Here is a 20,128-nt window from a genome sequence, read left to right as displayed (position 1 = left end):
TCTATTCCTCAGCCTCTTCCTCGCCCTGATCGGCGATCCAGGCGACGCTGACGACCTCTTCGCCCTTGCCGGTGTTGAAAACCTTCACGCCGCCCGCGCTGCGGGAGCGGAAGGAAATGCCATCAACTGGCACGCGGATCGATTGACCCTTGGACGTGGCCAGCATGATCTGGTCTTCCAGATCGACCGGGAAGGATGCCACCAATTCGCCGCCGCGCATGGCCTTGTCCATGGCGGCCACGCCCATGCCACCGCGTCCGCGGACGGGGTAGTCGTGGCTGGAGCTCAGTTTGCCCGCGCCGCCCGAAGTGATGGTCAGGATCAGGTTTTCAGCTGCCGACATCTCGGCATAGCGTTCCTGCGTGATCAGGCCGGGGGCAACGTCATCCTCGTCCGCTTCGCCATCATCGGCGATGCCTGCGACGGCACGGCGCATCTTGAGATAGGCTGCGCGTTCGTCAGGGTCGGCCTCGAAATGGCGGATCACGGACATCGACACCACGCGGTCGCCATTGGTCAGCTTGATGCCGCGTACACCGGTGGATTCGCGCGAGTTGAAGACACGCACATCAGTGGTGCGGAAGCGGATCGCACGGCCAGAATTGGTGACCAGCATCACGTCTTCATCCTCGGAACAGATGCGGGCATTCACCAGTTCTACATCCTCGGGCAGCTTCATCGCGATTTTGCCGTTGCGGCGGACATTGGTGAAATCCGACAGGCGGTTACGCCGCACGTCGCCGGCACTGGTGGCAAAGACGATCTGCAAGTTTTCCCATTCTTCGTCCGGCACATCCACGGGCATGATCGCTGCGATAGATACGCCGGTCGGAATTGGCAGGATGTTGACGATGGCCTTGCCCTTGCCGGTGCGACCCGACTGCGGCAAACGCCAGGTCTTGAGCTTATAGACCATCCCATCGGTGGTGAAGAACAGCAGTTGCGTATGAGTGTTGGCCACGAAAAGGGTGGTGACCACATCCTCTTCTTTGGTCTGCATCCCCGACAGGCCCTTGCCGCCGCGCTTTTGCGCCCGGAAATCGGCCAGAGGAGTGCGTTTGATGTACCCGCCCGACGTGACGGTCACGACCATGTCTTCACGCTCGATCAGGTCTTCGTCTTCCATGTCGCCCGACCAGTCGACGATCTCGGTGCGACGCGGAACGGCGAATTGTTCGCGGACGCTGCGCAGCTCATCCGCGATGATGCTCATAATCCGTTCGCGCGAGGACAGAATATCCAGGTATTCCTTGATCTTGGCGGCCAGGTCTTCCAACTCGTCCGTGACCTCTTTGACGCCCAATTGGGTCAGTCGCTGCAGACGCAGGTCAAGGATGGCACGGGCCTGAACCTCGGTCAGGTTATAGGTGCCGTCGTCGTTCATCTTGGACAAGGGATCATCGATCAGGCGCAGATAGCCTTCGATCTCGGCGGCAGGCCAGCGGCGCGTCATCAGCTTTTCGCGCGCCTCTGCGGCATCGGCCGAAGACCGGATGGTGGCAACCACTTCGTCCACGTTCGACACGGCCACAGCCAGACCACACAGGATATGGCTGCGTTCGCGCGCCTTGCGCAGGTCATAGGCGGTGCGGCGGGCGACGACATCCTCGCGGAAGTCGATGAATGAGGTCAGGAAGCGGCGCAGGGTCAGTTGCTCGGGCCGACCACCGTTCAGGGCCAGCATGTTGCAGCCAAAGGACGTCTGCATTGGCGAGAAACGATAAAGCTGGTTCAGAACCACCTCGGGCGTCGCATCGCGTTTCAGCTCGACCACGACACGCACGCCATTTCGGTCGGATTCGTCCTGCACGTGGCTGACGCCTTCGATGCGCTTTTCGCGCACCGCCTCGGCGATTTTTTCGATCATCGCGGCCTTGTTCACCTGATAGGGGATCTCATCCACAACAATGGCATAGCGGTCTTTGCGCAGCTCTTCGACGCGGGTCTTGGCGCGGATGATGACGCTACCGCGCCCTTCCAGATAGGCCTTGCGCGCGCCGGACCGGCCCAACATCACGCCGCCAGTCGGAAAGTCGGGGCCGGGCACGTATTCGATCAACTGCTCGGACGTCAGATCCGGATCGTCGATCAGCGCCAAGGTCGCGTCAACCACTTCGCCAAGATTGTGTGGCGGAATGTTCGTGGCCATGCCCACAGCGATACCGCCAGCCCCATTGACCAGCATGTTCGGAAAACGGGCGGGCAGGACCGTCGGTTCCCGGTCCTTTCCGTCGTAATTGTCCTGGAAATCGACCGTCTCTTTTTCGATATCGGCGAGCAGGGACGCGGCGGGTTTATCCATCCGCACTTCGGTGTAACGCATCGCAGCCGGGTTATCGCCGTCCATCGATCCAAAGTTGCCCTGACCATCCAGCAGCGGCAGCGACATCGAGAAATCCTGCGCCATCCGCACCAACGCGTCATAGATTGCGCTGTCGCCGTGCGGGTGGTATTTACCCATCACATCGCCGACCGGTCGCGCCGACTTGCGATAGGCCTTGTCATGGGTGTTCCCAGTTTCGTGCATCGCGTACAGAATGCGCCGGTGAACCGGTTTCAGCCCATCGCGCAGATCGGGGATCGCCCGGGACACGATGACTGACATGGCATAGTCCAGATAGGACGTGCGCATCTCGGATTCGATGGACACCGTCGGGCCGTCGTATACGGGGCGCTCTGGCGGGGTTTCATCCATGTTTTCAGGGGTTTCTGGCGTATCGCTCACGTAAACTGCCCGTGTATTGTTATGGGTCTATATCTTGTGGATGCACCTTATCAGACATGGCACATAAGGTGCAAGCAAGCAGCGGTCCTGTCCCCAATATGTCCCGGTAACACCCGAGTAACATATTGTTATCCCTTTATTAGGAGGGTTTCGTGGTAGCCTGAAGAGACCTTGCAAGAAATTGGAGGTCTGCATGGAGCAAAGCGAAACCGAATTGATGCTTAAGGGGTACGGGCTGACGACGGCGGAATTCTTTTACCGAATGCCCGACTATATCCACGTCCTGAACACGTTCATCTGGCAGGAATACGATCTGGCGCCCGATCACCCGAAACTCTTCAAATTCATAGAGTTCTGGCAGAAGGAAATCGAAGGCCCGCTGCATTCCGTGCGCTTCACACATCGCAAGATGATCGCGCCTGGGGAATGGCGCAACATGGTGGGTGAGTTTCGGGTGAACTGACGCCAACGCGCCTGGATCAAACAAGTTGACCGCTGGTCGATCGAAGCGCTGGAAAATTGGGTCATATCAGTTAGGCTGCAAACAAGACGAACTCTTGTTACAGGATGGTGTTCCATGCAGCTGCACCGCGCTTTGATCCCGGTCTTTCTTTTGTTGTGCAGCCCGGTCTTTGCCGACGGGGTGTTGGGGAAGATCAAACAAGGGGCGCAAAACACTACAAATGCGATTGAGCGTGGCGCGAAAAAGGTTGGCAACACAATCGAGAATGGTGCGGAAAAAGTTGATGAGACGCTGCAATCCACGTCGGAGCTTGTCACCAACGAGGCCACGCCCGAAGAGACCCGCGCAAAGCTGGATGCTCTGTCGCAAGACATTCTGGATCAGTTGATGGCGGAAAATCCGCAGGCGCAGGCTTTGTATGACGTCAGCGCAGGGTACGCGGTTTTCGACTCGCGTCGGGTGACGATTTTTCCTGTATCGGCAGGCTATGGGCGCGGCGTGGCCGTTTCGAAGGAAACCGATGACCGGACCTATATGAACATGGGGACCGGAGGCGTTGGGGCGGCCATCGGCATTGGTGGGTTCGAAAACAAATACGTCATCCTGTTCGAAACGCCCGAAGACCTCGATGCGTTTATCACAGACGGCTACGACGCCACGGCGGAATCTGGGGCGATGTACGGGGATGACAGCACCGCCGAGGCGTTGCATTTTGTCGACGGTCGGTCGTTTTTTGTGCTCAGCAAAAAGGGCTGGCGCGTCTCAGCCGGCGCGACGGGTACAAAATATTGGCCCGCGCCGGAACTAAACTAGCCCGAGCAGCTGGCCCCGCCCAAAACGCAGAACTTGGCGCAATGGGGGTGGTTGAGGTGCACGTCGGCCTCGGCCTCGGCCAGGGTTTCGCCCATTTCGAATTCAGGTGAGTAGGGAAGCAGGGTGCAGGCCAGAACGGTGGGGCGTTCCGCGCCCTTGCGCTTTACCACCATGCGGGCGCTGGCGCACATCACCGCGTCAGGGGATTTGTTCAGAATACCCCAACAGGCAGTTGTGATCTCGGGCACCTCGACGGTTTCGTCCATTTCGGGGAACAATACCGTTTTGGCAGGGTTCTGCGCGTCGATGTCAAAGCCGTGTTCTTTGAAGAAGGCGGCATAGCCTTCGCGGCTTTGGGTGTCGCTGTCGCCCCAGACCGTGCGGCCCGCAATGGCCATGTTGAACCCGTTGTCGCGCAGCCATTTCATTCCAACCAGCGTCTTGTCGAAGCTGCCGGTGCCGCGCTCTTCATCGTGCAACTCGGGCCGGAAATGATCGACTGAGATGCGCAGCGTCAGCTTGTTGTCAAAATCCCGTTGCAGTCCCAAAAGCCCGTCACGAACTTTCGGCCGCATCATCGGCGCCATCGCGTTGGTCAGGATCAGGACCTCATAGCCGCGTTCCAGCGACATGCGCGCCAGTTCGATCATTTGTGGGTTCATAAAGGGTTCGCCACCGGTGAACCCGATCTCGCGCACGGGCCAACCGCGGTCCTCGAGCTGATCCAGATAATCCGTAACTTCTGCGGCGGTAATATAAACCAGATCGTCATTGGTCGGGCTGCTGGCAATATAGCAGTTCACGCATTCGATGTTGCACAATGTGCCCGTGTTGAACCACAAGGTTTCCGGATCGGTCAGCGATACCGATGCGCGAGTTTGCCCGTCCGCCGTAACGGTTTTGTTTTGAAACTTGCCGATATTGGCGATCTTGGGGGCGTTGTCTTTCATTACCGTATCCGGTTTTTTGATCCTGCTGAACGGGTCTATTCTGTTGTGTCAGCGGGGGAAAGAGAAATGGTGATGTCCTGACACAGTTTTGATGTGGCAAAAAAAGTGTCACATGGTTGCGCTAACATTGGACATGCACCAAAGCTCGGGGTAAGGACGACACATGGTTTCTCGCGTCATCCCGGTGGACCCCTTTGATCTGGTCATTTTCGGCGCCACAGGTGATCTGGCGCAGCGAAAGATTCTGCCTGCTCTGTTCAACAGATTCTGTGCCGGGCAGTGGCCAGAGCCCTGCCAGATCATCGGTGTCGCCCGTGCCGGCCATGACGCAGAGGGGTTTCGCGACCTTGTGGCAACGTCGCTCAGGTCAGAAGCGCCAAAGAATGCAGGCGATGCGAATAGGGTGCGGGCCTTCTTGGACCGGCTGAGCTATGTCGCGCTGGATGCGAATGTGGATGAGGGCTGGGATCAGCTGTCAACCAAGCTGGGGGACACGCATGTTCGCGCCTTTTACTTCTCGGTCGGGCCGTCTTTGTTCGGGCCCCTGGCCGAGCGGATACAGGCCAACCAACTGGCAAATGATGAAACGCGTATCGTGGTCGAAAAACCCTTTGGTCACGATCTGGCCAGCGCGCGGGCGCTGAACGCGACGCTGGCGGCGCATTTCGACGAAAGCCAGATTTACCGGATCGACCACTATCTGGGCAAGGAAACCGTTCAAAACCTGATGGCGGTGCGCTTTGGCAACATGTTGTTCGAGCCACTGTGGAACAGCCAATACGTGGATCACATCCAGATCACGGTTGCCGAAACTGTGGGCATCGACGGGCGCGAGGATTATTATGAGCGTGCCGGTGCCATGCGCGACATGGTTCAGAACCATCTGATGCAGCTTTTATGCCTGATCGCGATGGAACCGCCAGCCAAGTTCGATCCCGACGCGGTGCGCGACGAAAAGCTCAAGGTGATCCGCGCCCTCGACCCGGTCGAGCCGCATCACATCGTGCGCGGCCAATTCTCGGGTGGTCCGGATGGGGCGGGGTATCGCGAGGTGGTCGGCAACGAACGCTCGACCACGGAAAGCTATGTGGCCTTGCGCGCCCATGTAAGCAACTGGCGATGGGCCGGGACGCCGTTTTATCTGAGGACGGGAAAGCGGCTGGTGGCGCGCTCTTCGGTCATCAACGTGATGTTCAAAGACGCACCGCATTCGATCTTTGGAGAAGCAGCGGGCCGTCATGCGAATGTCCTGTCCATCCGGCTGCAACCGAACGAGGGGATCACCCTTAAAGTGACCATCAAGGAACCGGGGCCGGGGGGGATGCGTCTGGTGGATGTCCCGCTGGATATGAGCTTTGCCGAGGCGCTTGGGCCGGAGAACCAGGATCCTCCGGGGGCGTATGAGCGCCTGATCATGGATGTGATCCGGGGCAATCAAACGCTTTTCATGCGCGGGGACGAGGTCGAGGCCGCCTGGGCCTGGACTGATCCGGTCATTGCGGGCTGGCAGGCGCGCGGGGACGTTCCGAAACCTTACGATATTGGCAGTACAGGGCCGGGCGACGCCGAGCTGCTGATGAAGCGAGATGGTCGCCACTGGCAGGGAATTAAGCCATGAACATTGTGGAATATGCAGATCGGGACATGTTGGCCATTGATGTGGCCAATGTTCTCGCGGGTGATCTTGAGGCTGCGTTGCTTCACCATGACAAGGTCGCGCTGGCGGTGCCGGGTGGCACCACGCCCGGGCCGGTTTTTGACGTCCTGTGCGCGGCGGATTTGGAATGGGACCGGGTCCGCGTACTGCCTACCGACGAACGCTGCGTTGCGCCGGATGATGATCGTTCGAATGAACGTCTGATCCGCGAACGCCTGCTGACCAATCGCGCCACTGCCGCGGAATATGTACCTCTTTATGTTCCGGGTGACAGCCCCGAATCCGCACTGGCAGAGATTGAGACCCTGATCACCCCGGTCCTGCCACTGTCCGTTTTGGTGCTGGGCATGGGCGAGGATATGCACACCGCGTCACTGTTTCCCGGTATGGCAGGGTTGGAAGCCGCGCTGGACAATCACGCACCGGCGCTGGTCGTGGCGCGGCCAGAGACGCAGCCCGAGGCCCGCATATCCCTGACCGGGCGGGTTCTGGATGGGGCGTTGTCCAAACATCTTGTAATCTTTGGCACGTCAAAGCGGGACGCGCTGGAGCAGGCCATGTCCCTGCCGCCCGAGGAAGCGCCGATCGGGGCTGTCCTTACCGGAATGACCGTGCATTGGGCGGAGTAGGTGCGATGCAACTGGATGCCTTGAAAACACTGGCGCAGGCGGGTGCCGATACGAAACTGCTCGACCTGTTTCAAGCTGACGGCGACCGCGCGCAGAGGTTTTCCGCCTCGACCGGCGATCTGCTGTTTGACTACTCGAAAACCGCTATTGATGACGAAATTCGGGATGCTCTGATCCAGCTTTGCAATCTGGCCGGGCTGGCTGAACGCCGGGATCAGATGTTTTCAGGTGCACGGATCAACGAGACGGAAGATCGCGCCGTATTGCACACCGCTTTGCGCAACCTCGACGGTGGCCCGGTCGAAGTGGACGGCGCGGATGTGATGCCGGGCGTGCTTGAGACGCTGCATCGCATGCGCGTTTTCGCCGAAGAGGTGCGCGGCGGCGCGCTGACCGGGGCAGGCGGCAGCTTTACCGATGTGGTCAATATCGGGATCGGGGGCTCGGACCTTGGGCCGGTCATGGCGACACATGCGCTGTCGCCGTATCACGACGGCCCGCGGCTGCACTATGTTTCGAACGTCGATGGCGCGCATATCGCGGACACCTTGCGGCAACTGGACCCGACCCGAACCTTGGTGATTGTCGCCTCGAAAACCTTTACCACGATCGAGACGATGACCAACGCCCGCACGGCGCGGGCCTGGATGATGGATGGAGGCGGCGATCCCGGTCGCCAGTTTGCTGCCGTGTCCAGCGCGTTGGACAAGACCGAAGCCTTCGGCATTCCGGCAGATCGTGTATTCGGGTTCGCGGATTGGGTCGGCGGCAGATACTCGGTCTGGGGGCCCGTTGGGTTGCCGGTGATGATCGCAGTGGGTTCAAACGCGTTTGATGCGTTCCTGCGCGGCGGGCAGGCGATGGATCTGCATTTCCGCTCGGCCGAATGGGTCGAAAACATGCCGGTCATGCTGGCGCTGGTGGGCATCTGGCACCGTCAGGTGCTGGGTCATGCCAGCCGCGCAGTTCTGCCCTACGACCAACGCCTGCTGCGGCTTCCGGCCTATTTTCAACAGCTTGAGATGGAATCAAACGGCAAATCCGTTGCGATGGACGGCTCGGACCTGAGCGTGCCCTCTGGCCCGGTGGTCTGGGGTGAGCCCGGCACGAACGGGCAGCACGCATTCTACCAGTTGATCCATCAGGGCACCGACGTGATCCCGTGCGAATTCATGGTGGCCGCGCAAGGACACGAACCAGAGCTGGCGCATCATCATCGCCTGTTGCTGGCCAACTGTCTTGCGCAATCCGAGGCCCTGATGCGCGGACGCTCCCTGGACGACGCGCGCCAGATCATGGCGGCGAAAGGCCTGACCGGGGACGAGCTTGAGCGGCAGGCCAGGCACCGTGTGTTCCGCGGCAACCGCCCGTCGACAACGCTGATTTACCCGCAGCTCACGCCATTTGTGCTGGGTCAGATCATCGCCCTTTACGAACACCGCGTCTTTGTTGAAGGGGTCCTGCTGGGCATCAACTCGTTTGACCAATGGGGCGTTGAATTGGGAAAAGAACTGGCGACCTCGCTGGGTCCCATTGTGGATGGCGATGCCAGCGCGTCTGACAAGGATGGTTCGACCGCCGCTTTGGTGGATTACGCACTGAAACATCGGGGCTGATTTTACCCGCGCGCCGCGCAAACGTGGCGTGAGGGGTGCATTCTCTTATTGTCAGACAATTGAAACCTTGGCAGGTTCAATTAAGTCAAATCGCGCGGCCCGATACAACGGGCAAAGCAGAGATAAGGCGTGCGTCTCGAAACTCGCGCCGCAGATGGGAGGATGTCCATGCTGGGACAGATGATGACGCAGCCGCTGCTGATTTCGTCGCTGATTGATCATGCCGAACGGTATCACGGCCAGACCGAGATCACGTCAGTGGAAACCGACGGATCCGTGACCGCGACGAATTGGGGTGAAATTGCCCGGAACGCGCGCAAGTTGGGCTCGGCCCTGACCGCGCTTGGCCTTGAGCCTCAGGATCGCGTCGGCACGCTGGCCTGGAACAACCGTCGGCATCTTGAGATTTATTTCGGCGTGTCGAGTGCTGGCTTCGTGTGCCACACGATCAATCCGCGCCTGTTTCCCGAGCAACTGACCTATATCATCAACCATGCCAAGGACCGGGTCCTGTTCTTTGACGCGACCTTTCTTCCGCTGGTCGCAGCCCTGCAGGAACACCTGACCGAGGTTCGGCATCTTGTCCTGATGGGCCCGCGTGATGACGCCGCCCTTGAACAGGTGCCCGGCCTTGAATTCTATGATGAGCTGATCGAGACCGGCAGCGCCGATTTTGAATGGCCGGATATGGATGAAAACACGGCGTCGAGCCTGTGTTACACATCTGGAACCACAGGCAACCCCAAGGGCGTGCTGTATTCCCATCGCTCGACCGTTCTGCACAGCTTTGCGTCCAACAACAAGGACGTCATCGGCTTTGCCGCGATGGATGTGGTGATGCCTGTGGTGCCGATGTTCCACGTCAACGCCTGGGGCTCGCCCTATGCCTGTGCGATGTCCGGGTCGCGCATGGTTCTGCCTGGTCCGGGTCTGCATGGTGAGGCGTTGGTCAATCTGATTGACACCTATGGCGTTTCGCTGGCCCTTGGGGTGCCCACGATTTGGCAAGGTTTGCTGGCCCATGCGGCGGCTTGCGGTTCAAAACTTGCCAGCCTTGAACGCACGATCATCGGCGGCGCGGCTTGTCCGCCATCGATGATCGAAACCTTCCGCGAGACCTATGGCGTCGACACGGTGCACGCCTGGGGCATGAGCGAAATGAGCCCGTTGGGCTCCGCCAACCATCCGCTTGCCAAACATCTGAAACTGCCATTGGAAGCACAGCACAAGCTGCGTGAAAGCCAGGGTCGACCGCCCTATGGGGTCGAGCTCAAGATTGTCGATGATGACGGCAAGACCCTGCCAAATGACGGCGAAACGCAGGGCGATCTGATGGTGCGCGGTCATTGGGTTCTGGATGCTTATTTCCAGATGCAGGATCAGGATCTGTTGCAGGATGGCTGGTTTGCCACGGGCGATGTCGCCACGCTGGACCCGGATGGCTACATGACGATCCGGGATCGGTCCAAGGACATCATCAAATCCGGTGGTGAGTGGATCAGTTCGGTTGAATTGGAAAACATCGCCGTCGCCCATCCCAAGCTTGCCACCGCCGCCGTGGTTGGCGTGCCGCATGAGAAATGGGACGAACGGCCCTTGCTGGTTGCGGTCAAGGCCGAAGGGCAGGACCCGTCCGAGCAGGAATTGCTGGATTTCTTCGACGGCAAAATTGCCAAGTGGCAGGTGCCGGACAAGGTTGTGTTCGTCGATGCGCTGCCGCTCAATGCGACGGGAAAAGTGCTGAAACGTACCTTGCGGGACGATTTCCAGAACGCCTTGACGGGATAGGGAAAAATGGCTCCGGCGGTAGGGATCGAACCTACGACCAATTGATTAACAGTCAACTGCTCTACCGCTGAGCTACGCCGGAACGGTTCGCGCCGTATAGCAATCTGAAATATGGCCGTCCAGAGGGAAGAAACGATTTTCCAAAGAAAAAATCGGCGCTCTGTTTAATCGAAATAGCGCCGTGGTTTTGCAGATGTACACGCCTGGCTGTGATCCGTCTGCGGATACGACATCCCGAAGCGAATACTGTTATGTCATTTGGCGGATGCAGGCCCGCAGGTATTTCGATGCCGAGCGGTAGTGACTCGGGCCCGCCGCTTCGGCCCAACGCCCCGGGGTCCAGGCGTTTTTCGCGCCTTTCATCGGCCCGCCATACAGATCGCTTTGGGTATGCCCATCGATAAACGCGACCAACCTGTCGTGGTTTTCGCGCAGCGAGGTGACCGCATTGGCCCAGTCCAGACCGGATTGGCGGGCCCTCAGATCCGCATTGTAGCGTTTCAGATCGTTCCACTTGTAACCTTCGGCCGGGAAATGAACGGTCTTTCCCGCCAATCCATCGCGATACCAGCCCAAAAACAGCTCAATCCAATGCGCGCGATGGGCGATCACGTCTTTGATCGAGGTATCATCCTCACGCTTTTCCATCGCCGCTTGCGGCGTGATCGTTTCGACAAGCTTGGTGAGCTTTTCGAATTCCTTCACAGTGATCTGCAGCAGGTCTTCTTTTGTGGTCGCGGCCATGGTGCAGGCTCCTTTCAACAGGAGGCTATAGCTTTGCGCGGGTGCAGGGCTTTGTCCTGTATCAATCCGCACGACGAAACTCGAACAGCCGCCCAAGATATTCGAAACATTGAGAAGATTGGCTCCGGCGGTAGGGATCGAACCTACGACCAATTGATTAACAGTCAACTGCTCTACCGCTGAGCTACGCCGGAACTGCAGCGCGTATAGCAACCCGGATTCTGGTCGTCCAGAGGGGAAGCGCCCTGCGGTGTGAAAAATCTTGGATCAGTGTGTTCGCTGGAACCGAGATGACACAGATAATGTGCCCTCCGATGCCACGAGTGACCGGCCCGTGAGATCCACAAGATGCGCGAACACATTGCGCTCGGCTGCTTTTAGCAACGCCTCGGGTGTGTCGGTGTAGATTTTGCGGGTCAGGTTGGCAACATCCATGGGGCCGTCCTGTAACGTGTTCAGAATCTGGGCTTCGCGGCCCAGACGGTGTTCGATCAACCAGTCCAACCGTGCAGCGGGGTCGTCAATCGGTGCGCCGTGGCCGGCATGAAAGACAGACCAGCTACGGCTGCGCAGACGCTGGCACGAGGCCATGAAATCAGTCAGATCGCCATCCGGCGGAGACACCAGCGAACTGGCCCAGCCCATGACGTGATCTGCGGTAAAGCAGACATCACCCAGTGCCAGTGCAATGTGATTGCCCAGATGGCCCGGCGTATGGATCACCTCAAGCGACCAATTGTCCCCGTCGATGACCTGACCATCCCGGACGGTTATGTCAGGATCGAAGGCCGTATCTATACCTTCGCCACCGCCCGTCAGACCCTGCTGAGCCAACTGCGCCATGACAAGGCTGCGCCCGGCCTCGGGCCCGCCAAAAGCAAGAACGGGCGCACCGGTCTGACGCGACAAAGGCGCGGCAAGGGGCGAATGGTCCAGATGGCTGTGGGTCACGATGATGTGGCTGATGCTTTGACCCGGTTCAAGCGCCGCCAGAATCGCCTGTAAGTGACCCTCTATCATCGGGCCGGGATCGATCACGGCAATCTCACGCATGCCGACCAGATAGGTGTTGGTGCCACGATAGGTCATTGGTGAGGGGTTGGGGGCCACAATACGGCGAATCCCATCGCCCAGCGAAACCACCTGACCCGGTGTCGGGTTGAAATCGTCGGGCGCGTGCATCGAGACCTCTTTCTCTTGTTCAGGCAGCCCGCTAGGTTTAGCGCATGTCGACGCAATGGCTCAAACCTTATATGCCGCGCAGCCTTTATGCCCGGGCTGCCCTGATTCTGGCCCTGCCAGTGATCGTTGTGCTGTTGGTTGTGGCCATCGCTTTTTTGCAAAAACACCTGAATGACGTCACCGCGCAAATGACCGAGACCGTGTCGCGCGAAATCACACTGATCACCGACACAATGCGGGGCGCCGAAACGCAGCAACAGGCGCTGGCTGCGGTGCGTCCCGAATTGCTGGCGCTGGAGATGAATGCGCGCTTTCTGGGGCTGAACGAAGAGCCCGATACCAGCCGCAGACGCTGGTACGATTTCATCGCGCCGCAAGTGAAGTCGAATCTGCAAACCCTGTTGCCTGCAACCATCGATGTGGCCCTGCCAACCGGTGACGAGGCGCGGCTTTACATAGCGACCGATCTTGGGACATTGGCCCTGACAGTGGACCGCCGCCGCCTTTCGCCCGCTGCACCGCACCAGTTGATTGTCACAATGGTGTTTTTTGCGGTGATCATGACTTCGATCTCGTTCCTTTACATGCGCAACCAGTTGCGCCCGATCACGCGGCTGGCTGATGCGGCACAGGCCTTTGGTCGTGGCAGGGTGGTGCCGTATTCGCCCAGCGGGGCGATCGAGGTACGGGCCGCCGGCAACGCCTTTGTCGCCATGCGGGCGCGGATCGAGCGGCAAATCGAACAGCGCACCCTCATGTTGTCCGGCGTCAGCCACGATCTGAGAACACCGCTCACCCGAATGCGACTGGGTCTGGCCCTGCTGCCAGAAGAGGAAGCCGCGCCTTTGCTGAAAGATGTGGACGAAATGCAATCTCTGCTGGATGCGTTTCTGGATTTCTCGCGCGGCGCGGCCGAGGGTGCGCCGGAATCCGTTGAGGCCGAACCCTGGCTGCGTCAGATCGTCGAGGATTCGCAGCGCGCAAGTCAGCAGGTCGCGTTGATCTCGGTCGAAGGCGAAGGCGAGGCGACCCTAAGGCCTATTGCGATGCGCCGGGCCATTGAAAACCTGATTGGTAACGCCGTGCGATATGGCACAAAGGCCCAGGTCAGCCTGACGCTGACCGGCAAATCGGTGCGATTCCGGGTCGAAGATGACGGCCCGGGTATCCCGGCAGAGCAGCGAAGCGAAGCGGTTCGCCCATTCACGCGCCTGGACCCGGCCCGCAACCAGAACCAGGGCAGCGGTGTCGGGCTGGGGCTGGCCATCGTGGCCGACATCGCGCGCGCGCACGGGGGGACCTTGCGTTTGGGTCAAAGCGAAGATCTGGGCGGCTTGCGGGCCGATATCATCATCGGGCGTTAAATCTCTGGCAATCCCGCCATGTCTTCCGCTAGGCTTTGACCAAAGGTTATTCATTTCAAGATAGAAAGGACCGTGTCCGATGCGATTGAAGACAACAGCAACCGGAGCCCTCTGTGCGATTGCCCTGATCACCGCAGCACCTGCGAAGGCCGTGGATACAGGCGCATTGGTCGCTGGCGTGGCCCTCGGCGTCCTCGGCGCGTCGATCGCGCACCACCACCACAAACACGGTTCGGAATACCAGAAACATCCGCATGTGTCTGAAGAGGAAAACGATATCGGCCTGTGCATGCACCGCACCCATCACGCCATGGCCAATCAGGGCTATTACGCCGTCGATTTCGAACGCGTGTTGTCCTATGAGACCAATGCCGACGGGATCGATCTGATCGACCTGGAGGTCGCACGCTCGCGCCGCAGCACCGACGCCCGTAGCCACATCAAAGCCCACTGCGCAATCCAGGACGGCAGAGTCGTGAACTTCCGCTATTCGCATTATTGAATTGAGAGTGGTTCACGCGAACTTCGTTCATCAACCTTATCGCAAGATGGCTTTGAGCGACGCCATAAAAAACCTCTCTACTGCAATGCAAGCGCCAGGATCGCTGGATCTGTCTTAGACAATTAATTGGTCGGAGCCTCTTTGCGCTAAGCATTCACCATATACGCGAAATGTGCGGCAAGCGCCGCACATTGTTTTATTCAAAGACAGAAAGTTTCTTCAGGCCCAAAGAAGATAAGGAGCTTTTTTAACGCCCGCTGAACTTATTGAGAGCATCAGGATAGTTCCTGTCGTTCCGTGAACCACCATTTGTGCTTTTGGAAGAAGATGTACCACCCGAAAAACTTCCGGCGTTTGTTGTATCGGCACCGTTGCCCCAGCCGTTGTCACCTCTTTGTTTTGAAGAAGGTGGTTCTGGTTCTTCATCGTTGGCATATGCAGGCAGGGACAACGCCATCGTGGCCGCAACGAAACTCGCAATTGTAAGTTTGGATATCTTCATAATTTTCTCCGATAATAGTTAAGCTCAGACGGACATAAACGCGAGACCGTCAAGAAGTTATCTTTGCAGATCGGATTGAACTGAACGATAACACCTGGTTCATCCTGCATTCACTTTGGCTGGACTCATCCCGTGGAAACTCCGTCTGATTTGGACCAGATTTGGTGGAGCTTTTGCGCACAAAAACCTTCTTAAAATGTTGAATTTAAAGGATTGTGTGAGCTGGTAAATCGATCAGCCGATTGCCAAAATCATAAGGAAATATGCGGAAGATGGTAGGCCCGGAGGGACTCGAACCCCCAACCAAAGCGTTATGAGCGCTCTGCTCTAACCAATTGAGCTACAGGCCCGCCTGAGCGCCTTGGGTATCACGATGGCTGGCCGCGTCAACCCTGACCGTTGCATAGATGCGCACAATCGACTAACCCGCGCGCAAAGCACTCATGAGGGACTGGCCATGACAGCGGGCAAGAACGGAATCACCTATGCCGACGCGGGCGTTGATATCGACGCGGGGAACGCGCTGGTCGACCGGATCAAGCCTGCGGCAAAGCGGACGAACCGTCCCGGTGTCATGAGCGGTCTGGGTGGGTTTGGCGCGCTTTTTGACCTCAAGGCCGCCGGATACACCGACCCTATTCTGGTGGGGGCGACCGATGGGGTTGGCACAAAGCTGCGGATTGCCATTGATACCGGCGTTGTCGATGGGGTTGGCATCGATCTGGTCGCCATGTGTGTGAATGATCTGATTTGTCAGGGCGCTGAGCCGCTGTTCTTTCTGGATTACTTCGCCACCGGCAAGCTGGACACCGACACCGCCGCGCGCATCATCGAGGGCATTGCCGAAGGTTGTGCGCAAACCGGGTGTGCTCTGATCGGCGGCGAAACGGCCGAAATGCCGGGCATGTATCCCGACGGCGATTTTGATCTGGCCGGCTTCTCGGTTGGCGCGATGGAGCGCGGCGCGACGCTGCCTAACGGCGTTCAAGCCGGGGATGTCCTGCTGGGCCTTGGCTCGAACGGAGTGCATTCGAACGGCTATTCACTGGTGCGTAAACTGGTTGAGGTATCGGGGCTGGGCTGGGATGCAGCCTCGCCGTTCAGCGACGGCACCCTTGGCGAGGCATTGCTGACGCCGACGCGGCTTTACGTCAAACAGGCACTGGCCGCGATCCGGGCAGGGGGCGTGCATGCGCTGGCGCATATCACCGGTGGCGGGCTGACAGAGAACCTTCCGCGTGTGCTGCCGGATGATCTGGGCGCCGAGATTGATCTGAACGCATGGGACCTGCCGCCCGTGTTCAAATGGATGGCCGAGATCGGCGGCATCGCCGAATCCGAGATGCTCAAGACTTTTAACTGCGGCATTGGCATGATTGTGGTTTGCGCCGCAGATCACGCTGATGCTTTGACCGATTTGCTGACTGAGGCGGGCGAAACGGTCTCGCGCATCGGGTCGGTGACAGAAACACCGGGCGTGGCTTATTCGGGCCAACTGCTGTGAGTCATAAACGCGTCGCCATATTGGTGTCGGGCGGCGGATCGAACATGGTCGCGCTGGTCGACAGCATGACGGGCGACCATCCTGCGCGACCCTGTCTGGTATTGTCCAACGACGCAGAGGCGGGCGGGTTGAAAAAAGCAGCGGCGCGGGGGATCGAAACCGCCTCGGTCGATCATCGTCCGTTCAAAGGGGACAGGGCCGCGTTTGAGGCCGAACTGATCAAGCCCTTGCTTGCTGCCGAACCTGATTTTGTCTGTCTTGCCGGATTCATGCGCGTTCTGACAGGTGATTTCGTCTCGCGATTCCAGGGGCGGATGCTGAACATTCACCCATCGCTCTTGCCGAAATACAAAGGCCTGAACACCCATGCCCGCGCGATTGAGGCGGGGGATGCGGAACACGGGTGCTCGGTACACGAGGTCACCGCAGCGCTGGATGACGGGCCCTTGCTGGGGCAGGCGCGGGTTGCCGTTGAACCGGGCGATACGCCCGATGCGCTTGCCGCACGGGTCCTTGTTTGGGAACACAAGCTCTACCCAGCGGTTCTTCGGCGCTTTGCGAGTGGCGACAAGACCCCGGTTCTGTTGCCCTGATGCTCCGAGGGTGATTTACACGTACCCGGTATTCAGCTTATGGTTTTCCTCAACGCTCGGAACGAGGTCCACACGACGGGCAGTCACCAATAATCAAAAGCAAGAACAGCACCACGCATGAAAACCCTGACAACGACGCAAGAGTTGGCCGATTTCTGTACGGAAGCGGCAAAGCACGACTATGTCACAATCGACACAGAGTTTTTGCGCGAACGAACCTATTATTCCAAACTTTGCCTTGTGCAACTTGCCTATCCGTCGACGGATGAAGACAGCGCCGTTCTGGTCGATCCGCTGGCCGAGGGGATCTCGCTCGAACCACTTTATGACCTGTTTCGCAACGAAGATGTGGTCAAAGTGTTCCACGCCGCGCGTCAGGATCTGGAAATCTTCTGGGTCGAGGCGAACGTGTTTCCAACGCCGCTGTTTGATACGCAAGTCGCCGCCATGGTGTGCGGCTTTGGCGAACAGGTCGGATATGAGACTCTGGTGCGCAAGATCTGCCGCGAAGGGGTGGACAAGACGTCCCGCTTTACCGATTGGTCGCGGCGACCCTTGTCTGAGGCGCAGAAAAGCTATGCGTTGGCGGATGTCACCCATTTGCGGAAGATTTACGAACATCTTGCTGCCGAACTGCAAAAGACCAAGCGCAGCCATTGGGTTTCGGAAGAGTTGCGAATTCTGACCCGCTCGGAAACCTATGACGTGCGTCCCGAAGACGCCTGGCGCCGGGTCAAGACGCGGACGAATTCGGCCAAGTTTCTTGCCGTCGTGCGAGAGTTGGCGCAATTTCGCGAGGCGTATGCGCAGGAAAACAACGTCCCGCGTAGCCGTGTGTTCAAGGATGATGCGTTGATCGAAATGGCCTCGACCAAGCCCAAGTCTCCCTCGGATCTGGGCGGCTCGCGTCTGTTGCTGCGCGAGGCGCGCAAAGGCGCCATCGCCGATGGAATTCTGGCTGCGGTGAAACGTGGTGTGAACTGCCCACCCGATCAACTGCCACGGATCGACACGAGCCGCGACAAGTTAAAGGTCAACCCGGCCTTGTCCGATCTGCTGCGTGTCTTGCTCAAGTCAAAAACCGAAAGCTCTGGCGTTGCGGCCAAGCTGATTGCGACCAGCTCAGAACTGGATCAGATCGCGGCGGGCGAGCGGGAGTTGCCGTCGATGACCGGTTGGCGGTTCGAAGTGTTCGGTGAAGACGCCTTGAAGCTGTGCGAGGGCAAGATCGCACTGGCTGCGAATGGTCAAAACGTACAGGTCGTCTCGCTTTAACGGCGGCGGGATTCCAGCGCGTTCTGCTGACCTACCACGCGCACAACACGGATGCCTTCCAATTCCTGGCTGGTCACGTTGATCGCATCAGACACCATGCGCGAGCGTTCTGTGCCCTGAGGTGTCGCGCGCGACGGGTAGTTCACGCGGAACGAAAACTCCATCACGCCGTTCTTTTTGTTTTCCTCAGAGTCCACAAGGCTGAGGCGCGCGTCATAGGCGCCCTGACGAATGGCCGTGCCGGACGCATAAACAATCGCGCCAAAGGGGGTGGCATCAATGCGCAGCTCATCGATCACGGCGATGGGGACGCTTGTGTCTTCTGCCTCGGGGCGGGAAAACAAGCCACCGCCTTCGCGGGTCTTGGGAACCAGCGCGTTGGCATCGTCGGCAGATACTTCGGACGGGGCCGGGGTGCTGCTGCCAAACCAGTTCGTCGGGTTCGCCCGCGAGTCGCGCCAGCTGTTGCAGGCAGTAAGGCCCAAAGAAGAAATCAAAAGAATGGACAGAGTTTTGTACATAGACCCAACACTTTGCGCACAGTTACCTGCATCGGGTTACCGCAAAACGACGTCGTTGAAAAGCCATGCAAAGGGGTGGACAGCCGGTTGCACTGGGCATAGGTCAGCATTGTGAACGCGCAACGCAAGGACGGTCCGGTCATGGCAACAGCGGCCTTTGAAGACATTGTCGAAGATTTCGAATTCCTGGACGACTGGGAGGACCGCTATCGCCACGTAATCGAGCAGGGCAAGGCCATGACGCCGTTGGATGAGGCCTTCAAGGTGCCCGCCACCAAAGTGGACGGATGTGCCAGCCAGGTTTGGCTGCATCCGATGATCGAAGGCGGCACGTTTCATTTCGACGGCGACAGTGACGCGTTGATCGTGCGGGGGCTGATCGCCGTTTTGCGCAGCCTTTACAACGGATTGCCGGTGGCTGAGGTGGCCGGGGTCGACGCGGGTGCCGAACTGGCGCGGCTGGGTTTGAATGATCACCTTTCAGCGCAGCGGTCCAATGGCCTGCGCGCCATGGTCGAACGCATTCGCGACGTGGCGGCCGCCAACAGCTGATCGGTTGTTCAGGGCGTCTTCTGCTGCGACCAGCCTTTCAGCGTGGTTTCCAGATCGCCGTAGCCGGTAAGCCTGCGTTCGAATTCCAAACCCATGCGTTCGGCACATTCTTTTGCGCGCTCGGTCAGGGCCGGATCATCGGTCTGGGCCTGATAGATCAACTTCGTGTAATTTCCGAAATACATCTCAAGCAGTTCCGGATGCCGATCCAGCCCCAGCGGTTTCCAGACAAACGCGTCGAATTGGCGTGCCAGAAAATCCGTCAGATAAAAGGCTGTCGTCTCATCCTCATCCCGTGAGGCGAACGCATCGTTTCCTTCGAAGAAGGAATAGCAATGTGGCCCCTTGATCATCTCAACCCCAAGCCGGTCGCACGCCCGCTGCAACAGTCCACCGGTGCCGCAATCGGCGTAGACGACATAGATCTGATCATACGCGTCGCGATGTTTGGCGACGGCTTCTTCGACCGCATGAGTGATTTTCTCTGGATGCACATGCAGGATGGCCGGAAGGCAGGTCAGCGCCATGTGATCCCAGCCGTTGCGTTCCTTGATGTCCAGAATTTCCCGTGCAAGTGCACCGCAGGCGATCAGCAGGATCTGCCGGGTCGTTGCGACCTCGGAATAGCCCTGTGTTGTCAGGCTGTTGTCATCTGGCAGGTGTGTGTCGGTCATGTGATCCCTGTCCAACTGGATTAGCGCGACGTAAAGGTATGGTGGCAATTCTGCACTACCAGGTTTTGCCAGAA

General features: G+C 58.8%; 19 protein-coding genes and 3 tRNA genes. 12 read left to right on the top strand and 10 right to left on the bottom strand.

The features are described from left to right. Position 1 precedes the first annotated feature (1 nt). Entirely contained in the window at positions 2-2,725 is a 2,724-nt protein-coding gene (gene gyrA, locus ACR0AG_RS16040; protein ID WP_480840698.1) for a DNA gyrase subunit A, read from the bottom strand. Between the two features lie 193 nt (positions 2,726-2,918). Here gyrA and ACR0AG_RS16035 point away from each other — a divergent pair, with 193 nt between their 5' ends. Together ACR0AG_RS16035 and ACR0AG_RS16030 are read left to right on the top strand one after the other, a co-directional pair. Next, positions 2,919-3,188 carry an usg protein gene (locus ACR0AG_RS16035; protein WP_480840696.1) on the top strand — a complete coding sequence of 90 codons (270 nt, stop codon included), beginning with the start codon at positions 2,919-2,921 and terminating at the stop codon, positions 3,186-3,188. Between the two features lie 114 nt (positions 3,189-3,302). Beyond that, positions 3,303-4,001 carry a lipid-binding SYLF domain-containing protein gene (locus tag ACR0AG_RS16030; RefSeq protein WP_480840694.1) on the top strand — a complete coding sequence of 233 codons (699 nt, stop codon included), beginning with the start codon at positions 3,303-3,305 and terminating at the stop codon, positions 3,999-4,001. Here ACR0AG_RS16030 and ACR0AG_RS16025 read toward each other — a convergent pair. Beyond that, positions 3,998-4,951: a radical SAM protein gene (locus tag ACR0AG_RS16025; RefSeq protein WP_480840692.1), complete on the bottom strand. Its 954-nt coding sequence runs from the start codon at positions 4,949-4,951 to the stop codon at positions 3,998-4,000. The genes ACR0AG_RS16030 and ACR0AG_RS16025 overlap by 4 nt on opposite strands. Positions 4,952-5,114: 163 nt before the next feature. Between ACR0AG_RS16025 and zwf the strand changes: the two genes are divergently transcribed. The 4 genes from zwf to ACR0AG_RS16005 all read left to right on the top strand — a co-directional run bounded on the left by zwf (position 5,115) and on the right by ACR0AG_RS16005 (position 10,641). Next, positions 5,115-6,569 (top strand): glucose-6-phosphate dehydrogenase, encoded by a 1,455-nt coding sequence (gene zwf / locus ACR0AG_RS16020; protein WP_480840690.1) that lies wholly within the window; start codon positions 5,115-5,117, stop codon positions 6,567-6,569. Then, entirely contained in the window at positions 6,566-7,237 is a 672-nt protein-coding gene (pgl, locus tag ACR0AG_RS16015; RefSeq protein WP_480840688.1) for a 6-phosphogluconolactonase, read from the top strand. The genes zwf and pgl overlap by 4 nt, the downstream gene beginning before the upstream one ends. A gap of 5 nt (positions 7,238-7,242) precedes the next feature. Continuing rightward, positions 7,243-8,853, top strand: a complete 1,611-nt coding sequence (gene pgi, locus ACR0AG_RS16010; RefSeq protein ID WP_480840686.1) for a glucose-6-phosphate isomerase — start codon at positions 7,243-7,245, stop codon at positions 8,851-8,853. Positions 8,854-9,021: 168 nt separating this feature from the next. Continuing rightward, positions 9,022-10,641 carry a long-chain fatty acid--CoA ligase gene (locus tag ACR0AG_RS16005; protein ID WP_480840684.1) on the top strand — a complete coding sequence of 540 codons (1,620 nt, stop codon included), beginning with the start codon at positions 9,022-9,024 and terminating at the stop codon, positions 10,639-10,641. A 7-nt stretch (positions 10,642-10,648) separates the two neighbouring features. On the opposite strand, the gene ACR0AG_RS16000 is transcribed toward ACR0AG_RS16005, so the two are convergent. The 4 genes from ACR0AG_RS16000 to ACR0AG_RS15985 all read right to left on the bottom strand — a co-directional run bounded on the left by ACR0AG_RS16000 (position 10,649) and on the right by ACR0AG_RS15985 (position 12,567). Further along, a tRNA-Asn gene (locus ACR0AG_RS16000) sits at positions 10,649-10,723 on the bottom strand. Between the two features lie 167 nt (positions 10,724-10,890). Then, positions 10,891-11,385 carry a ClbS/DfsB family four-helix bundle protein gene (locus ACR0AG_RS15995; RefSeq protein ID WP_480840682.1) on the bottom strand — a complete coding sequence of 165 codons (495 nt, stop codon included), beginning with the start codon at positions 11,383-11,385 and terminating at the stop codon, positions 10,891-10,893. A gap of 119 nt (positions 11,386-11,504) precedes the next feature. Next, positions 11,505-11,579, bottom strand: a tRNA-Asn gene (locus ACR0AG_RS15990). 73 nt (positions 11,580-11,652) lie between these two features. Beyond that, positions 11,653-12,567, bottom strand: a complete 915-nt coding sequence (locus ACR0AG_RS15985; RefSeq protein WP_480840680.1) for an MBL fold metallo-hydrolase — start codon at positions 12,565-12,567, stop codon at positions 11,653-11,655. A 44-nt stretch (positions 12,568-12,611) separates the two neighbouring features. Between ACR0AG_RS15985 and ACR0AG_RS15980 the strand changes: the two genes are divergently transcribed. Both ACR0AG_RS15980 and ACR0AG_RS15975 read left to right on the top strand, forming a co-directional pair. Continuing rightward, complete coding sequence (locus ACR0AG_RS15980) at positions 12,612-13,931, top strand: ATP-binding protein (RefSeq protein WP_480840678.1); 1,320 nt, start codon at positions 12,612-12,614, stop codon at positions 13,929-13,931. Positions 13,932-14,010: 79 nt separating this feature from the next. Further along, positions 14,011-14,433, top strand: coding sequence for a hypothetical protein (locus ACR0AG_RS15975; protein ID WP_480840676.1), 423 nt, complete (start codon positions 14,011-14,013; stop codon positions 14,431-14,433). Between the two features lie 247 nt (positions 14,434-14,680). Here ACR0AG_RS15975 and ACR0AG_RS15970 read toward each other — a convergent pair whose 3' ends face one another. Both ACR0AG_RS15970 and ACR0AG_RS15965 read right to left on the bottom strand, forming a co-directional pair. Continuing rightward, the gene (locus tag ACR0AG_RS15970) at positions 14,681-14,935 is read right to left on the bottom strand and encodes a hypothetical protein (RefSeq protein ID WP_480840674.1); all 255 of its coding nucleotides are present in this window, start codon (positions 14,933-14,935) and stop codon (positions 14,681-14,683) included. 273 nt (positions 14,936-15,208) lie between these two features. Then, positions 15,209-15,285, bottom strand: a tRNA-Ile gene (locus tag ACR0AG_RS15965). A gap of 107 nt (positions 15,286-15,392) precedes the next feature. On the opposite strand from ACR0AG_RS15965, the gene purM reads away from it, so the two are divergent. From purM to rnd, 3 genes are all read left to right on the top strand, one after another. Continuing rightward, positions 15,393-16,439 carry a phosphoribosylformylglycinamidine cyclo-ligase gene (gene purM / locus ACR0AG_RS15960; RefSeq protein ID WP_480840672.1) on the top strand — a complete coding sequence of 349 codons (1,047 nt, stop codon included), beginning with the start codon at positions 15,393-15,395 and terminating at the stop codon, positions 16,437-16,439. Then, the gene (gene purN / locus ACR0AG_RS15955; RefSeq protein ID WP_480840670.1) at positions 16,436-17,032 is read left to right on the top strand and encodes a phosphoribosylglycinamide formyltransferase; all 597 of its coding nucleotides are present in this window, start codon (positions 16,436-16,438) and stop codon (positions 17,030-17,032) included. The genes purM and purN overlap by 4 nt, the downstream gene beginning before the upstream one ends. Before the next feature lie 117 nt (positions 17,033-17,149). Then, complete coding sequence (gene rnd / locus ACR0AG_RS15950; protein ID WP_480840668.1) at positions 17,150-18,307, top strand: ribonuclease D; 1,158 nt, start codon at positions 17,150-17,152, stop codon at positions 18,305-18,307. Here the strand turns inward: rnd and ACR0AG_RS15945 are convergent. Continuing rightward, complete coding sequence (locus tag ACR0AG_RS15945; protein ID WP_480840666.1) at positions 18,304-18,828, bottom strand: hypothetical protein; 525 nt, start codon at positions 18,826-18,828, stop codon at positions 18,304-18,306. The genes rnd and ACR0AG_RS15945 overlap by 4 nt on opposite strands. A 141-nt stretch (positions 18,829-18,969) precedes the next feature. Here ACR0AG_RS15945 and ACR0AG_RS15940 point away from each other — a divergent pair, with 141 nt between their 5' ends. Then, entirely contained in the window at positions 18,970-19,380 is a 411-nt protein-coding gene (locus ACR0AG_RS15940) for a SufE family protein (protein WP_480840892.1), read from the top strand. A gap of 8 nt (positions 19,381-19,388) precedes the next feature. Here ACR0AG_RS15940 and ACR0AG_RS15935 read toward each other — a convergent pair whose 3' ends face one another. Beyond that, a complete protein-coding gene (locus ACR0AG_RS15935; RefSeq protein WP_480840664.1) occupies positions 19,389-20,054 on the bottom strand; it encodes a DUF1638 domain-containing protein in 666 nt (221 codons plus the stop codon). Positions 20,055-20,128 lie beyond the last annotated feature (74 nt).

This window comes from Ruegeria sp. H6, from assembly GCF_056532975.1.
Note: the sequence above shows the minus strand (reverse complement) of the source record. Positions and strands in the feature narration are given on the sequence as shown.

Excerpts from the sequence above, each read along its gene's own strand:
- ACR0AG_RS15985 (WP_480840680.1), bottom strand. The coding sequence starts at position 12,567 with ATGCACGCGCCCGACGATTTCAACCCGACACCGGGTCAGGTGGTTTCG.
- ACR0AG_RS15970 (WP_480840674.1), bottom strand. The coding sequence starts at position 14,935 with ATGAAGATATCCAAACTTACAATTGCGAGTTTCGTTGCGGCCACGATG.
- pgi (WP_480840686.1), top strand. The coding sequence starts at position 7,243 with ATGCAACTGGATGCCTTGAAAACACTGGCGCAGGCGGGTGCCGATACG.
- ACR0AG_RS16025 (WP_480840692.1), bottom strand. The coding sequence starts at position 4,951 with ATGAAAGACAACGCCCCCAAGATCGCCAATATCGGCAAGTTTCAAAAC.
- ACR0AG_RS16035 (WP_480840696.1), top strand. The coding sequence starts at position 2,919 with ATGGAGCAAAGCGAAACCGAATTGATGCTTAAGGGGTACGGGCTGACG.
- ACR0AG_RS15980 (WP_480840678.1), top strand. The coding sequence starts at position 12,612 with ATGTCGACGCAATGGCTCAAACCTTATATGCCGCGCAGCCTTTATGCC.
- ACR0AG_RS15975 (WP_480840676.1), top strand. The coding sequence starts at position 14,011 with ATGCGATTGAAGACAACAGCAACCGGAGCCCTCTGTGCGATTGCCCTG.
- ACR0AG_RS15935 (WP_480840664.1), bottom strand. The coding sequence starts at position 20,054 with ATGACCGACACACACCTGCCAGATGACAACAGCCTGACAACACAGGGC.
- pgl (WP_480840688.1), top strand. The coding sequence starts at position 6,566 with ATGAACATTGTGGAATATGCAGATCGGGACATGTTGGCCATTGATGTG.
- ACR0AG_RS15995 (WP_480840682.1), bottom strand. The coding sequence starts at position 11,385 with ATGGCCGCGACCACAAAAGAAGACCTGCTGCAGATCACTGTGAAGGAA.
- ACR0AG_RS15940 (WP_480840892.1), top strand. The coding sequence starts at position 18,970 with ATGGCAACAGCGGCCTTTGAAGACATTGTCGAAGATTTCGAATTCCTG.
- purM (WP_480840672.1), top strand. The coding sequence starts at position 15,393 with ATGACAGCGGGCAAGAACGGAATCACCTATGCCGACGCGGGCGTTGAT.
- rnd (WP_480840668.1), top strand. The coding sequence starts at position 17,150 with ATGAAAACCCTGACAACGACGCAAGAGTTGGCCGATTTCTGTACGGAA.
- ACR0AG_RS15945 (WP_480840666.1), bottom strand. The coding sequence starts at position 18,828 with ATGTACAAAACTCTGTCCATTCTTTTGATTTCTTCTTTGGGCCTTACT.
- zwf (WP_480840690.1), top strand. The coding sequence starts at position 5,115 with ATGGTTTCTCGCGTCATCCCGGTGGACCCCTTTGATCTGGTCATTTTC.
- ACR0AG_RS16005 (WP_480840684.1), top strand. The coding sequence starts at position 9,022 with ATGCTGGGACAGATGATGACGCAGCCGCTGCTGATTTCGTCGCTGATT.
- ACR0AG_RS16030 (WP_480840694.1), top strand. The coding sequence starts at position 3,303 with ATGCAGCTGCACCGCGCTTTGATCCCGGTCTTTCTTTTGTTGTGCAGC.